Below are 14,041 nucleotides of genomic sequence, written 5' to 3'. Positions count from 1 at the left end.
TTATGGCCGGCAGTGTCGGCAAGCTCGGAGAACAACAGCCATGGCTGGGGATGACCGCGAGCCCATCGGGCGCAAAGGAAAACAACCAAAAAGCACCGCGTCGCGCAAGCCGCCGCGCCGTCGCCGAGACGACGATTATGACGATTACGAAGAAGACGAGTATGACGATGATGAGTATGAAGAGGAGGAGGAACGCATGCCGCGTAAGGTAAAAGCGACTCCGCCGCGTAAAAAACGCCGCTGGCTCGGCCTGTTTATCAAACTGATCCTGGTGATCGCTGTCCTGTTGGCGATCTATGGCGTCTACCTGGACTCGCAGATCCGCAGCCGCATCGACGGTAAAGTCTGGCAGCTGCCGGCGGCGGTGTACGGCCGCATGGTCAACCTGGAACCGGGCATGCCGTACAGCAAGAAGGAAATGGTCAACCTGCTGGAAGGCATGCAGTATCGCCAGGTCAGCCGCATGACACGTCCGGGCGAGTTTACCGTGCAGGCTAACAGCATCGAGATGCTGCGCCGCCCGTTCGACTTCCCGGATGGTAAAGAAGGCCAGATCCGCGCTCGCCTCGATTTCCAGAACAACCGCCTGGCGAAGATCGAAAATCTGGACAGCGGCCGCAGCTTCGGCTTCTTCCGCCTCGATCCGCGTCTTATCACCATGCTGCAGTCGCCGAACGGCGAACAGCGTCTGTTTGTACCGCGCTCCGGCTTCCCGGATCTGCTGGTGGATACGCTGATCGCCACGGAAGACCGCCACTTCTATGAGCATGACGGCATCAGCCCATACTCCATCGGCCGTGCGGTGCTGGCCAACCTGACCGCCGGCCGTGCGGTGCAGGGCGGCAGTACCCTGACGCAGCAGCTGGTGAAGAACCTGTTCCTGAGCAACGAACGTTCGCTGTGGCGTAAGGCCAACGAAGCCTATATGGCGCTGTTGGTGGATTACCGTTACAGCAAGGACCGCATTCTGGAACTGTATCTGAACGAGGTGTACCTCGGCCAGAGCGGCAGCGATCAGATCCGCGGTTTCCCGTTGGCCAGCCTGTACTACTTCGGCCGTCCGGTGGACGAGCTGAGCCTCGATCAGCAGGCGCTGCTGGTCGGCATGGTCAAGGGTGCGTCGCTGTACAACCCGTGGCGCAACCCGAAACTGGCGCTGGAGCGCCGCAATCTGGTGCTCAAGCTGCTGCAGAACCAGGGCGTGATCGACGGCGAGCTGTATGACATGCTGAGCGCGCGTCCGCTGGGCGTGCAGCCGAAAGGCGGCGTCATTACGCCACAGCCGGCGTTTATGCAGATGGTGCGCCAGGAACTGCAGAGCAAGCTGGGCGATAAGGTCAATGACCTGTCCGGCGTGAAGATCTTCACCACGCTGGATCCGGTGTCGCAAGACGCGGCGGAAAAAGCGGTCGAAGACGGCATTCCGGCGCTGCGCGCTGCGCGTCATCTGCAGGATCTGGAAGCGGCGATGGTGATCGTCGATCGCTTCAGCGGTGAAGTGCGCGCCATGGTCGGCGGCGCCAACCCGCAGTTCGCCGGTTTCAACCGCGCCATGCAGGCGCGCCGTCTGGTCGGCTCGTTGGCCAAGCCGCCGACGTACCTGACCGCGTTATCCGAACCGGATAAATACCGCCTCAACACCTGGCTGGCGGATGCGCCGCTGTCGCTGAAACAGCCGAACGGGGCCGTTTGGCAGCCGAACAACTATGACCGTAAATTCCGCGGTCAGGTGATGCTGGTGGATGCGCTGGCCAACTCGCTGAACGTGCCGACGGTGAACCTCGGTCTGTCGGTTGGGCTGGATCAGATCAGCGCCACGCTGCAACGTCTGGGCATCCCAAAAGCGGAGATCAACCCGGTGCCTTCGATGCTGCTGGGGGCGATCGGCCTGACGCCGATGGAAGTGGCGCAGGAGTATCAGACCATCGCCAGCGGCGGTAACCGTGCGCCGCTGTCGGCGGTGCGTTCGGTGATCGCCGAAGACGGCACGGTGCTGTACCAGAGCTTCCCGCAGGCGGAACGCATGGTGCCGGCGCAGGCCGCTTACCTGACGCTGTATGCGATGCAGCAGGGCGTAGCGCGCGGGACCTCCCGTTCGCTGTCGGTGAAGTTCCCGAACTACAACCTGGCGGCGAAAACCGGTACCACCAACGATTTGCGCGACAGCTGGTTTGCCGGCATCGACGGTAAAGAGGTGGCGATCGCCTGGGTGGGGCGCGACAACAACGGCCCGGCCAAGCTGACCGGCGCCAACGGTGCCTTGACCCTGTATCGCCGTTATCTGGAAAACCAGACGCCGCTGCCGCTGATGCTGCAGCCGCCGGAAGGCATTAACCAGATGAGCATCGACTCTGCCGGCAACTTTATCTGCGGCGGTGGCAGTTGGCGCACCATCCCGGTCTGGACCGACAATCCGCAGGGATTGTGCCAGGCCAGCCAGGCGGCGGTGCAGCAACAGCAGCAACCGGCGGCGGGTGAGCAAAAAGATGGCGATGGCGTCGCCGGCTGGATCAAGGATATGTTCGGTCAGTAATCGCTACCGGGGCGCCGGCCCCGGTGAAAATTTTTTCTTTGTTATTAAGCCCGTAACCTTGGTTGCGGGTTTTTTTGTTTTTCCGCTCGTTTTATTTCCCTGCTAACCGCAAGGCTAAGCGCCTAATCCTTAACCTATTTGCCCTGTGAATTCGGCTTGCAGTTTAATTTGGCTTCTGCATAAAATGCGACGCTTATAATAATTATTATCGTTTACATTCGTCATTTAATTATTCATCAGAGAAATCAACTATGCCGACCAAGCGTCTTTCATCATCTGCGGCCAAGCAGGGCCGTACTCCCGTCAGCGCGTTAGCGATCACCGTCGCCGCGGCGTTGGGCACGCTGGCGATGCCGGCTTTCTCCGCCGACGCCAAGCCGGCCGCCAAGGAAGACACGATTACCGTTGTGGGCGGCAGCAATACCGCCCAGCAGGAAAGCGCCTGGGGGCCGGTCGGCACCTATGTCGCCAAACGCAGCGCCACCGGCACCAAAACCGATACGCCAATAGAGAAGAATCCGCAGTCCGTTTCCGTGGTGACGCGTGAAGAGATGGATATGCGCCAACCGGATACGGTGAAAAATGCGCTGGCTTATACTCCTGGTGTGATGATTGGGAATCGCGGAGCCTCTACCGCCTATGATGCTGTGAACATTCGTGGCTTCAGCTCTGTAGGTACCAATATGTACCTGGATGGTCTGAAACTGCAGGACGACAACTATTCGATTTATCAGATCGACCCATACTTCCTGGAGCGAGCGGAAGTGCTGCGCGGCCCATCTTCGGTATTGTATGGCAAAAGCAATCCTGGTGGGGTGGTCGCTCTGGTCAGTAAGCGGCCGACAACAGAGACGCTGCGCGAAGTTCAATTCAAAATGGGGACAGATAATCTGTTCCAGACTGGTTTTGACTTCAGTGACGCCTTGGATGATGCGGGTGTTTATTCATATCGTCTGACAGGTGTGGCGCGCGATGAAGATCAGCAGCAGGTTGGCGAGAAAAGCAAACGTTATGCTATTGCTCCTTCTTTCAGCTGGCGACCGGATGATCGCACTTCTTTGACTTTCCTCAGCAGTTTCCAGGATGATCCTAGCGTTGGCTTCTATGGCTGGTTGCCGAAAGAAGGCACAGTGCAAAATGGCGTCAATGGTAAGTTACCAACCAGCTTCAACGATGGTGAACCGGGCTATAACAACATCTCCCGCAAGCAGCAAATGGTCGGGTATGCCTTTGAACATGCTTTCGATGATGTTTGGACCGTGCGCCAAAACCTGCGCTATTCGAAAATGGATGTGGACTACCGTTCTATTTATGGCCTAGGCATTGATCCTGATAATTCCGCTGAGCTGAAGCGTGGCGTGATGAACTCTAAAGAACATATGTCCAGCTTTGCAGTAGACACACAGGCGCAGGCTAAATTTGCTACCGGGCAAGTTGACCATATCTTGCTGATGGGCGTTGATTATATGCGTATGCGCAATGATGTCGTTTATCAATATGGCAGTGCATCCAATCTGAATGTCATCGCTCCAGAATATGGCAACCGGAGTTATACCATTACCGGTGGTGCCAGTCAGGTTAACCGTCAGGAGCAGACCGGCCTGTATGTGCAAGATCAGGCTGAATGGAACAACTGGGTTCTGACGATGGGGGGGCGTTATGATTGGAGCGATACCAACAGCACCAATCGCCTAAACCAGAATTCCGTCTCTAAGCAGCAGGATAACCAGTTTACCGGCCGTGCTGGCTTGAACTATGTTTTCGAAAACGGCATCGCGCCTTATGTCAGCTACAGCGAATCGTTTGAGCCAACCTCGGGTACTGATTTCTCTGGCAATACGTTTGCTGCCTCTAAAGGCAAGCAGTATGAGGCAGGGGTTAAATACGCACCCAAGGATCGTCCGATCACTGCCAGTTTGGCGCTTTACCAGTTGACTAAAACCAACAATAAAGTGGCCGATCCGAATCCCGAACATGCCTTCGCTAGTATATTGGGCGGTGAAATCCGTTCACGTGGTGTTGAGCTTGAAGCCAAAGCGGCGTTGACGGCCAATCTGAATATATTGGGTTCTTACACTTACACAAACACTGAATATACCAAAGACACTACGCTACAGGGCAACACGCCGGCGGCGATCCCTAAACATATGGCTTCCTTGTGGGCGGATTACACCTTCCATGAAACCGCGATCAGCGGGTTGACCTTGGGTTCAGGCGTTCGCTATGTCGGTTCCAGCTATGGTGACGAAGCCAACACGTTTAAAGTGAAGGATTACACGGTGTTTGATGCCGCGATAAAATATGACCTGGCGCGTTTCAATTTGCCTGGCTCTTCAATTGGTATCAATGTGAATAACCTGTTTGACAAAGAATATGTCTCCAGCTGCTTTGCAACCTATGGCTGCTACTGGGGCGCAGAACGCCAGGTGGTCGCCACCGCAACCTTCCGTTTCTAACCGGATAGCCGGGGCGGCGTCGCGTCGCCCTGGACAAAGCAGGATCTATGCAGGACAAACTTCTTAATCCCGGCGCGACCTTCGCGCTGGATAACGCCAGCTTCGCCGTCCCCGGTCGGGTGCTGTTGCAACCGCTGTCGCTCGGTTTTCCCCAGGGCAAAGTCTGCGGCCTGATCGGCCATAACGGTTCCGGTAAATCCACTTTGTTGAAACTGCTCGGGCGGCACCATGCGCCCAGCGACGGCCAGGTCTTGCTCAATCAGCAGCCGTTGGCGCAGTGGGACAGCAAGTCTTTCGCCCGCCAGGTGGCCTACCTGCCGCAGCAGTTGCCGGCGGCGGAAGGCATGACGGTGCGCGAGCTGGTGGCCGTCGGCCGTTATCCGTGGCATGGCGCGCTGGGGCGTTTTGGTGCCAACGATCGTCAACAGGTGGAAGAGGCCATCGCGCTGGTGGGCTTGAAGCCGTTCGCCAATCGGCTGGTGGACAGCCTGTCCGGCGGCGAGCGCCAACGCGCCTGGCTGGCGATGATGGTGGCGCAGGACAGCCGCTGCCTGCTGCTCGACGAACCGACCTCGGCGCTGGACATCGCGCACCAGGTCGACGTGCTGGCGCTGATCCAGCGTTTAAGCCGCGAACGCGATCTCACGGTGATCGCCGTGCTGCACGACATCAACATGGCGGCGCGCTACTGCGACCATTTGGTGGCGCTGCGCGGCGGTGAAATGATCGCCCAGGGCGGCCCGCTGGAACTGATGCAGGGGCCGGTGCTGGAGCAAATTTACGGTATCCCTATGGGCACGTTGCCGCACCCGAGCGGCGGCGCGCCGGTGAGTTTTGTCTACTGATGTCTTCTGCATTCACATCTTCTCACGATCCGCTGCGCCGCCGTCTGCTGATGGCGTTGGCGTTGTCGCCGCTGTTGGGCTCGTTGCCCGGTCGAGCGGCAGATGCGCCGCCGGATATCGCGCGCGTTGCGGCGCTGGAATGGCTGCCGATCGAGCTGCTGTTGGCATTGGGCGTGACGCCGCTGGCGGTGGCCGATGTCCATAACTACAACCTGTGGGTGGCGGAACCGAAGCTGCCGGCGACGGTGGTCGACGTCGGGCAGCGCACCGAGCCTAACCTCGAACTGTTGCAGCAGCTCCAGCCTTCGCTGGTGTTGCTGTCGCAAGGCTATGGCCCGACACCGCGAAAAATCCAACCCATCGCGCCAACCATGAGCTTCGGCTTCAACGACGGCAGCGGCAAACCGCTGACCGTGGCCCGCCAGTCGCTGCTGGCGTTGGGGCAGCGGTTGGGCATAGAAAGCCGGGCGGCAAACCACCTGGCGCAGTTCGACAGCTTTATGCAGGACGCACGTCAGCGTCTGCAAAGCTACACCCGGCAACCGCTGCTGTTGTTTTCCCTGATCGACACGCGCCATGCGTTGATCATCGGCCAAAAAAGCCTGTTCCAGGAAGCGATGGATCAACTGGGCATCCGCAATGCCTGGCAGGAGCAAACCAACTTCTGGGGCACGGCGGTGGTGGGGATTGAACGGTTGGCCTCGGTGCGTAACGCCCGGGTCATTTATCTCGATCACGGCAATCAGGCGATGATGGACAAGGTCAGCGCGACACCGCTGTGGCAGTCGTTGCCCTTCGTGCGGCAAAACCAGCTGCGGCAGGTGCCGGCGGTGTGGTTCTACGGCGCCACGCTGTCGACGATGCGCTTTTGCCGCCTGTTGGCGCAGGCCCAGGAGAGGGCGTCATGAATTCGGGCATCCGGAAATTACCGCTGACGCTGATCCTGCTGTTGCTGGCGGCGTCAGGTGGCCTGACGATATACAACCTGATGCAGCAATTGCCGCCGGCGCAATGGGCGCAGGCGCTCAGCGCGCCGGACATCGACGATGTGCGGCAAATGCTGTTCCATTACAGTCTGCTGCCGCGGTTGACGGTGTCGCTGTTGGCCGGCGCCGGTCTGGGGCTGGTCGGCGTCCTGTTCCAGCAGGTGTTGCGCAACCCGTTGGCGGAGCCGTCGACGCTCGGCGTTGCCGCCGGCGCGCAGCTCGGCTTGACCATCGCCACGCTGTGGGTGCTGCCGGGGGGCGAATTCACCCGGCAGCTGGCCGCTATGGTGGGGGCGGTCGTGGTGGGAGGACTGGTGTTCGGCGTCGCCTGGGGCAAGCGGATGTCGCCGGTTACGCTGATTCTGGCTGGTCTGGTGCTGGGGCTGTACTGCGGCGCAGTCAACAGCCTGTTGGCGCTGTTTAATTACGATCAGCTGCAGGGCATGTTCCTGTGGGGCACCGGCGCGTTGAACCAACAGGACTGGAGCGCGGTACAGTTTATCCTGCCGCGCTTGCTGGTGGCCGGCGCGCTGGCGGCGCTGTTGCTGCGCCCGCTGACGCTGCTGGGGCTGGACGACGGCGTGGCGCGCAACCTGGGGCTGGGGCTGTCGATGGCGCGTTTCTGCGCTCTCGGGTTGGCCATTATCTTCAGCGCCATGTTGGTGAGCGCGGTGGGCGTTATCGGCTTTATCGGCCTGTTCGCGCCGCTGATGGCGAAGATGCTGGGCGCCCGTCGTCTGGCGCACCGCATGATGCTGGCGCCGCTGCTGGGGGCGCTGTTGCTGTGGTTGACCGATCAGGTGATGATCGGGGTGACGCAGGTGTGGCGTGAAATCCCGACCGGTGCGGCCACCGCGTTGTTCGGCGCGCCGCTGCTGCTGTGGCTGTTGCCGCGTTTGCGCAGCGCCGCCACGCCGCCACCGATGAACCTGGGCGACAAGGTGCCTGCCGAACGCGGGCATCTGGCGGGCTGGATTGGCCTGGCCGGCATCGTGTTGCTGATTGGCCTGACGCTGGCACTGATGCTGGGCAAAAATGCCGGCGGCTGGCACTGGAGCCAGGGGGCGGAACTGGACTCCCTGCTGCCGTGGCGCTGGCCGCGGGTGCTGTCGGCGCTGGCCGCGGGCATGATGCTGGCGGTCGCCGGCACGCTGATTCAGAAACTGACCGGCAACCCGATGGCCAGCCCGGAAGTGTTGGGCATCAGTTCCGGCGCCGCTTTTGGCGTCGTGATGATGCTGTTTATGGTGCCGGGCGACGCCTTCGTTTGGCTGTTGCCCGCCGGCAGTCTGGGGGCGGCCGCGACGCTGCTGATCATCATGATCGCCGCTGGCCGCGGCGGTTTCTCGACCGAACGGATGCTGTTGGCCGGTATCGCGCTCAGCACGGCTTTTACCACCGTCATCTTCCTGCTGCTGGCCAGCGGCGATCCGCGTATGGGGGGCTTGCTGACCTGGCTCTCCGGTTCAACCTATTCGGTGGAGTCGGCGCAGGCGCTGCGCACCGCGCTGATCGCCGCCGGATTGATGATATTGGCGCCGCTGTGCCGCCGCTGGCTGACCATTCTACCGCTCGGCGGCGCTACCGCTCGTTCGGTGGGGATCGCCTTGACGCCTGCGCGATTGACCATCCTGTTGCTGGCCGCCACGCTGACCGCTATGGCGACCCTGACCGTGGGGCCGCTGAGCTTTGTCGGGCTGATGGCACCGCATATGGCGCGCATGCTGGGCTTCCGCCGTGCGCTGCCGCAGATGGTGATCGCCGCGCTGTTGGGCGGTTTGCTGATGGTCTTTGCCGACTGGTGCGGGCGGATGCTGTTGTTCCCGTATCAGATCCCCGCCGGGTTACTGGCGACCTTTATCGGCGCGCCGTACTTCGTTTACCTGTTACGCAAGCAGACGTCATAGAGCGCGTCCCTGCGTGCTTTTTCTGCCATCAAGGGCCCAGCGACGCTGGGCCTTTTTTATATTTTCAAGCTATTGCAATACCTTGCGTGCCATTGCGCAAAAAAGACATTTAGCCTGAAAAGGAACGCGGGAAGGAAGGGGAAGGTGAATATACTGCGCGTGGGTGCTCTGGATCTTTGTCTCTGGAGCCCGTGCGAAAGATACAAAGAGAAAAGCCCCGAGTCGATATCCATCAACCCGAGGCCTACTCTAACGCGTGACAACGTTAAGTTAGCCTCTTACCCGCCGCGAGGCAAGGAGAAGAAGGCATGATGCCGAACAAACGGAGCCTGTTAAAATTGGTGGTTATTTGTGCCACGGTAATATCACTGGCATGGATAACCCGCAGCACGCTGTGTGAGCTGCGTATCCGATCGGGCACTACGGAGGTTGCGGCCATTTTGGCTTACGAATCCGAACGGTAAGGCAACCCGGCGGCGGGGGTTTTGCCTCCGCCGGCCGGCAGTCGATGCGTTGATCCATGAGCACCCATCCGTTCAAAAAAAACGGCGAGCCAAGGCTCGCCGTTTTCATGTTGATGTCGGGGCTTATTTCAGGCCGGCGGCATCGCGTAACAGCGCGGCTTTGTCGGTCGCTTCCCACGGGAAGTGCTCGCGGCCGAAGTGGCCGTAGGCAGCGGTTTCGCGGTAAATCGGCTGCAGCAGATCCATCATCTGGATCAGGCCGTATGGGCGCAGATCGAAGAATTCGCGCACCAGCAGCGTCAGCTGTTCGGTTGGCACTTTCTCGGTACCGAAGGTTTCCACCATGATGGAGGTCGGTTCCGCTACGCCGATAGCGTAAGACACCTGAATCTCGCAGCGATCGGCCAGGCCGGCGGCAACGATGTTTTTCGCCACGTAGCGCGCCGCGTAAGCCGCGGAACGGTCAACCTTGGACGGATCCTTGCCGGAGAAGGCACCGCCGCCGTGGCGAGCCATGCCGCCGTAGGTGTCGACGATGATCTTACGGCCGGTCAGGCCGCAGTCGCCCATTGGGCCGCCGATAACGAAACGGCCGGTCGGGTTGATGTGATATTTGGTGCCCGCCGTCAACCATTCCGCCGGCAGTACCGGTTTGATGATCTCTTCCATCACCGCTTCTTGCAGATCTTTCAGCGCGATGTCTTCGGAATGCTGAGTGGACAGCACCACGGCGTCGATGCCGACGATTTTGCCGTCGTCGTATTGGAAGGTCACCTGGCTCTTCGCGTCCGGGCGCAGCCACGGCAGGGTGCCGTTTTTACGCACTTCGGACTGGCGCTGCACCAGACGGTGCGCGTAGGTCACCGGGGCAGGCATCAGCACGTCGGTTTCGTTGGTGGCGTAGCCAAACATCAAGCCCTGATCGCCGGCGCCCTGCTCGAGAGGATCGGTACGGTCAACGCCCTGATTGATATCCGGGGATTGCTTGCCGATGGCGCTCAATACTGCGCAGGAGTTGGCGTCAAAGCCCATGTCCGAATGAACGTAGCCGATCTCGCGCACGGTCTTGCGGGTGATCTCTTCGATATCGACCCAGGCGCTGGTGGTGATTTCACCGCCGACCAGCACCATGCCGGTTTTCACGTAGGTTTCGCAGGCGACGCGCGCCTTCGGATCTTGTTCCAGGATGGCGTCGAGGACGGCATCGGAGATCTGATCGGCGATTTTATCGGGATGTCCTTCGGAGACGGATTCGGACGTGAAGAGGTGTTTAGCCATTGTGTTCTTTACCTTGCATAAGACGGGTTAGAAATTACTGCACAGCGCTGGAGATCCGGCATCAAAGCGAAGGGTCTTCCGCTGATGGCGCGAGATGCATCCTGCAACGCCCCTCAGGCAAAGCCGTTAAGCAGTTTATCAGTTAACCAGTATAGATGGATTAACATCTGGACGTCTATTTTAGGTCAGGGTTTAGCCAGATTGCCAGTAATTTTTTGCGCTTTCGCTCTTTTGCGCAAACGGGTTGGCGCCATTTTCATCGCTTGAAACAGTTTTCGGCGAATTTTCATTTTGCTTTTTCACCTGCTTACCGGTATAAACTGCGCGCGCGGTTCATTTGCTGCACAGTACGGCGATCTGACGTGGGGAAGGTGCGATAAACTTCCGCTTTGCATTCGCCGGCGTTGCGCTATTATCCGTCGCAGGCGTTCGCCGTGAGCGCCGCCGCTTCATCGAACGGTCACGTTCTTACACTATTTTAGAGGCTTGGTCGTTCACTCCGAACGACGCGCGTGGAGGTGGTTGGATTAATGATCCGTTGTCTACCGGTTGTTGGTTCCCAACAGCAGTGCCGTTCTGGCGCACATTCTTCTGCTATTTCCCGTCTTGTCTCTCTGTCACTTACCAGGTGCGATAAACACTTGGCCGCTACTCAGGATTCTCGGGCCGGCTAACGGTCGTCTGAAGAACTGAACAAGGGTAGCCTGCAGCCTTCCTGTGGGATGTTTCTTGGCCCGACTCACGAGGTTTGAACAGGGTGTCTTACAATTATATGAGTGATAAACCGATCGCTGACCGCGAACGGCAGTTCTCTTCGCTGCCGCCAGCGCGGCTTGTTGGGTTGTTCTCGCGGGTTGTAGCTGCGATAGTGGCTGACGGTTTCGTCAGTACGGAATGTGAGGCGAACCATGTCTGATGATCTGTTGATTCACCGCCCGCCGGTTGCGGGCGAGTCTTTATCTTTGCGCTCCATGCAGGAGGTTGCCATGAATGATCGTAATGCCAGCAAGATGCTGCGCACTTATAACGTCGCCTACTGGGGCAACAATTACTATGACGTGAACGAGCTGGGCCATATCAGCGTGTGCCCGGATCCGGATGTCCCACAGGCGCGTGTCGATCTGGCAGAACTGGTGAAAGAGCGCCAGAAAGACGGCCAGCGTCTGCCGGCGCTGTTCTGCTTCCCGCAGATCCTTCAGCATCGCTTGCGTTCGATCAACGCCGCGTTCAAACGCGCGCGTGAGTCCTTCGGTTACCAGGGTGGCTATTTCCTGGTGTACCCGATCAAGGTGAACCAACATCGCCGCGTGATTGAGTCGCTGGTGAACTCCGGCGAACCGCTGGGGCTGGAAGCCGGCTCCAAGGCCGAGCTGATGGCAGTGCTGGCGCATGCCGGCATGACCCGCTCGGTGATTGTCTGTAACGGCTATAAAGATCGTGAATACATTCGCCTGGCGTTGATCGGGGAAAAACTGGGGCACAAGGTGTACCTGGTGATCGAAAAGATGTCCGAGATCAACCTGGTGCTGGAAGAGGCCGAACGGTTGAACGTCATACCGCGTCTGGGCGTGCGGGCGCGCCTGGCATCGCAAGGCTCCGGCAAATGGCAGTCGAGCGGCGGCGAAAAATCCAAGTTCGGTCTGGCGGCGGTGCAGGTGCTGAAGCTGGTGGAGACCCTGCGTGAAGCGGGCCGTCTCGACAGCCTGCAACTGCTGCACTTCCACCTGGGCTCGCAGCTGGCCAACATCCGCGATATCGCCACCGGCGTGCGCGAATCGGCGCGCTTCTACGTTGAGCTGCACAAATTGGGCGTCAACATTCAGTGCTTCGACGTGGGTGGCGGTTTGGGCGTCGACTACGAAGGCACCCGTTCGCAGTCCGACTGCTCGGTGAACTACGGGCTGAACGAATACGCCAACAACGTGATTTGGGGCATCGGCGACGCCTGTAACGAACACGGCCTGCCGCACCCGACGGTGATCACCGAGTCTGGCCGCGCGGTAACCGCGCACCACACGGTGCTGGTCTCCAACGTGATCGGCGTTGAGCGCAACGAGTTCAGCGAACCGCTGCCGCCGGAAGCCGACGCGCCGCGCGCGCTGGAAAGCATGTGGGAAACCTGGCTGGAAATGAACGAGCCGGAGAACCGCCGCTCGCTGCGCGAATGGCTGCACGACAGCCAGATGGATCTGCACGACGTGCATACCCAATATGCGCACGGCATGCTGGATCTGACCAAGCGCGCCTGGGCCGAACAGCTGTATCTGAACATCTGCAACAAGATTCAGCAGCAGCTCGATCCGAGCAACCGCGCGCACCGCCCGATCATCGACGAACTGCAAGAGCGTATGGCCGACAAGTTCTACGTCAACTTCTCGCTGTTCCAGTCGATGCCGGATGCCTGGGGTATCGATCAGCTGTTCCCGGTGCTGCCGCTGGAAGGGTTGGATAAGCCGCCGGAAGGTCGCGCGGTGCTGCTCGACATCACCTGCGACTCCGACGGCACCATCGACCATTACGTCGACGGCGACGGCGTGGCGACCACCATGCCGATGCCGCCGTACGATCCGGAGAACCCGCCGGCGTTGGGCTTCTTTATGGTCGGTGCGTACCAGGAGATCCTTGGCAACATGCACAACCTGTTTGGCGACACCGCCTCGGTTGACGTGTACGTGTTCCCGGACGGCAGCGTTGAGACCGAGCTGTCCGACGAGGGCGACACCGTGGCGGATATGCTGGAGTACGTGCAGCTCGATCCGAGCGCGCTGTTGTCCAAGTTCCGCGATCAGGTGAAAGAAACCGATCTGGACGGCGAGCTGCAGGCGCAGTTCCTGGAAGAGTTTGAAGCTGGTCTGTACGGCTACACGTATCTGGAAGACGAGTAATTTCGTAAGGAAAAAACGGGCGCTGGCGAAGCGCCCGTTTTTTTTCAACGCGTACCCTTCACACCGCCCCTCCCCGCTAATCAGTTATCACAAATTTGTTAACTTCCCGTGAGGACTTGGTCAACACTTTCTTTATAGGTTGTCTTTATCGGCTTTGCAGTAGTTGGATGCGGAGAAGGTCATGATGATCAACAGACGGCGATTTATTCTGGCCGGCGGCGGTTTATCCGCGCTGCTGGCGTTGGGATGGCGGCCTTTGCTGCAAGCGAATGCGGGGGCGCCGGAGCAATTTGCAGTCAATTACAGCGACCAACAGTGGCGTCAGCGCCTGACCGGCGCGCAATATCATATTCTGCGCGAACAGGGGACCGAAGCGCCCTATAGCAGCCCATTGAACGACGAACACCGCGCAGGGATATTCTCGTGCGCCGGATGTGGCCTGCCGCTGTTTTCTTCTGATACCAAGTTTGACAGCCACACCGGTTGGCCGAGCTTTTATCGGCCCCTCGAGCATGCCGCCGCCCAGCGTCGAGATCTCTCGTTTGGCATGGTGCGAGATGAGGTGCACTGCCGGCGCTGCGGTGGGCATTTGGGGCACGTATTCGACGACGGCCCACCACCGACCGGGCTGCGTTACTGCATGAACGGGGCTGCCTTACAATTTACGCCGCGGGCGGCATAGCGGAG

10 protein-coding genes are annotated in these 14,041 nt (G+C 59.6%); 9 read left to right on the top strand and 1 reads right to left on the bottom strand.

What is annotated here, in order from left to right; translation table 11 throughout:
- The first annotated feature begins 40 nt into the window (after positions 1-40).
- From mrcB to AC6BYQ_RS25660, 6 genes are all read left to right on the top strand, one after another.
- Positions 41-2,533 carry a bifunctional glycosyl transferase/transpeptidase gene (gene mrcB, locus AC6BYQ_RS25685; protein ID WP_019456059.1) on the top strand — a complete coding sequence of 831 codons (2,493 nt, stop codon included), beginning with the start codon at positions 41-43 and terminating at the stop codon, positions 2,531-2,533.
- A gap of 251 nt (positions 2,534-2,784) precedes the next feature.
- A complete protein-coding gene (gene fhuA, locus AC6BYQ_RS25680; protein ID WP_336843803.1) occupies positions 2,785-4,989 on the top strand; it encodes a ferrichrome porin FhuA in 2,205 nt (734 codons plus the stop codon).
- A 47-nt stretch (positions 4,990-5,036) separates the two neighbouring features.
- Positions 5,037-5,834 (top strand): Fe3+-hydroxamate ABC transporter ATP-binding protein FhuC, encoded by a 798-nt coding sequence (gene fhuC, locus AC6BYQ_RS25675; RefSeq protein ID WP_019456057.1) that lies wholly within the window; start codon positions 5,037-5,039, stop codon positions 5,832-5,834.
- The gene (gene fhuD, locus AC6BYQ_RS25670) at positions 5,834-6,742 is read left to right on the top strand and encodes a Fe(3+)-hydroxamate ABC transporter substrate-binding protein FhuD (RefSeq protein ID WP_411748787.1); all 909 of its coding nucleotides are present in this window, start codon (positions 5,834-5,836) and stop codon (positions 6,740-6,742) included. Before fhuC ends, fhuD begins: the two co-directional genes overlap by 1 nt.
- Positions 6,739-8,727: a Fe(3+)-hydroxamate ABC transporter permease FhuB gene (fhuB, locus tag AC6BYQ_RS25665; protein ID WP_498057720.1), complete on the top strand. Its 1,989-nt coding sequence runs from the start codon at positions 6,739-6,741 to the stop codon at positions 8,725-8,727. Before fhuD ends, fhuB begins: the two co-directional genes overlap by 4 nt.
- Before the next feature lie 311 nt (positions 8,728-9,038).
- On the top strand, positions 9,039-9,191 hold the full coding sequence (locus AC6BYQ_RS25660) for a Hok/Gef family protein (protein ID WP_004937610.1): 153 nt from the start codon (positions 9,039-9,041) through the stop codon (positions 9,189-9,191).
- A 123-nt stretch (positions 9,192-9,314) separates the two neighbouring features.
- On the opposite strand, the gene metK is transcribed toward AC6BYQ_RS25660, so the two are convergent.
- Entirely contained in the window at positions 9,315-10,469 is a 1,155-nt protein-coding gene (gene metK / locus AC6BYQ_RS25655; protein ID WP_033654692.1) for a methionine adenosyltransferase, read from the bottom strand.
- 530 nt (positions 10,470-10,999) lie between these two features.
- Here metK and yqgG point away from each other — a divergent pair.
- The 3 genes from yqgG (at position 11,000) to msrB (ending at position 14,036) form a co-directional block, all read left to right on the top strand.
- The gene (gene yqgG / locus AC6BYQ_RS25650; protein WP_464017219.1) at positions 11,000-11,143 is read left to right on the top strand and encodes a small protein YqgG; all 144 of its coding nucleotides are present in this window, start codon (positions 11,000-11,002) and stop codon (positions 11,141-11,143) included.
- Between the two features lie 234 nt (positions 11,144-11,377).
- The gene (speA, locus tag AC6BYQ_RS25645; RefSeq protein WP_019456053.1) at positions 11,378-13,354 is read left to right on the top strand and encodes a biosynthetic arginine decarboxylase; all 1,977 of its coding nucleotides are present in this window, start codon (positions 11,378-11,380) and stop codon (positions 13,352-13,354) included.
- A 181-nt stretch (positions 13,355-13,535) separates the two neighbouring features.
- The gene (gene msrB, locus AC6BYQ_RS25640) at positions 13,536-14,036 is read left to right on the top strand and encodes a peptide-methionine (R)-S-oxide reductase MsrB (RefSeq protein WP_498057719.1); all 501 of its coding nucleotides are present in this window, start codon (positions 13,536-13,538) and stop codon (positions 14,034-14,036) included.
- Positions 14,037-14,041: the final 5 nt, after the last annotated feature.

The organism is Serratia sp. LTN-2 (genome assembly GCF_059740205.1).
Note: the sequence above shows the minus strand (reverse complement) of the source record. Positions and strands in the feature narration are given on the sequence as shown.

Bases quoted from the DNA above. Each gene is read 5' to 3' on its own strand.
- fhuD (WP_411748787.1), top strand. From the start codon at position 5,834: ATGTCTTCTGCATTCACATCTTCTCACGATCCGCTGCGCCGCCGTCTG.
- mrcB (WP_019456059.1), top strand. From the start codon at position 41: ATGGCTGGGGATGACCGCGAGCCCATCGGGCGCAAAGGAAAACAACCA.
- msrB (WP_498057719.1), top strand. From the start codon at position 13,536: ATGATGATCAACAGACGGCGATTTATTCTGGCCGGCGGCGGTTTATCC.
- fhuA (WP_336843803.1), top strand. From the start codon at position 2,785: ATGCCGACCAAGCGTCTTTCATCATCTGCGGCCAAGCAGGGCCGTACT.
- fhuC (WP_019456057.1), top strand. From the start codon at position 5,037: ATGCAGGACAAACTTCTTAATCCCGGCGCGACCTTCGCGCTGGATAAC.
- fhuB (WP_498057720.1), top strand. From the start codon at position 6,739: ATGAATTCGGGCATCCGGAAATTACCGCTGACGCTGATCCTGCTGTTG.
- yqgG (WP_464017219.1), top strand. From the start codon at position 11,000: ATGATCCGTTGTCTACCGGTTGTTGGTTCCCAACAGCAGTGCCGTTCT.
- AC6BYQ_RS25660 (WP_004937610.1), top strand. From the start codon at position 9,039: ATGCCGAACAAACGGAGCCTGTTAAAATTGGTGGTTATTTGTGCCACG.
- metK (WP_033654692.1), bottom strand. From the start codon at position 10,469: ATGGCTAAACACCTCTTCACGTCCGAATCCGTCTCCGAAGGACATCCC.
- speA (WP_019456053.1), top strand. From the start codon at position 11,378: ATGTCTGATGATCTGTTGATTCACCGCCCGCCGGTTGCGGGCGAGTCT.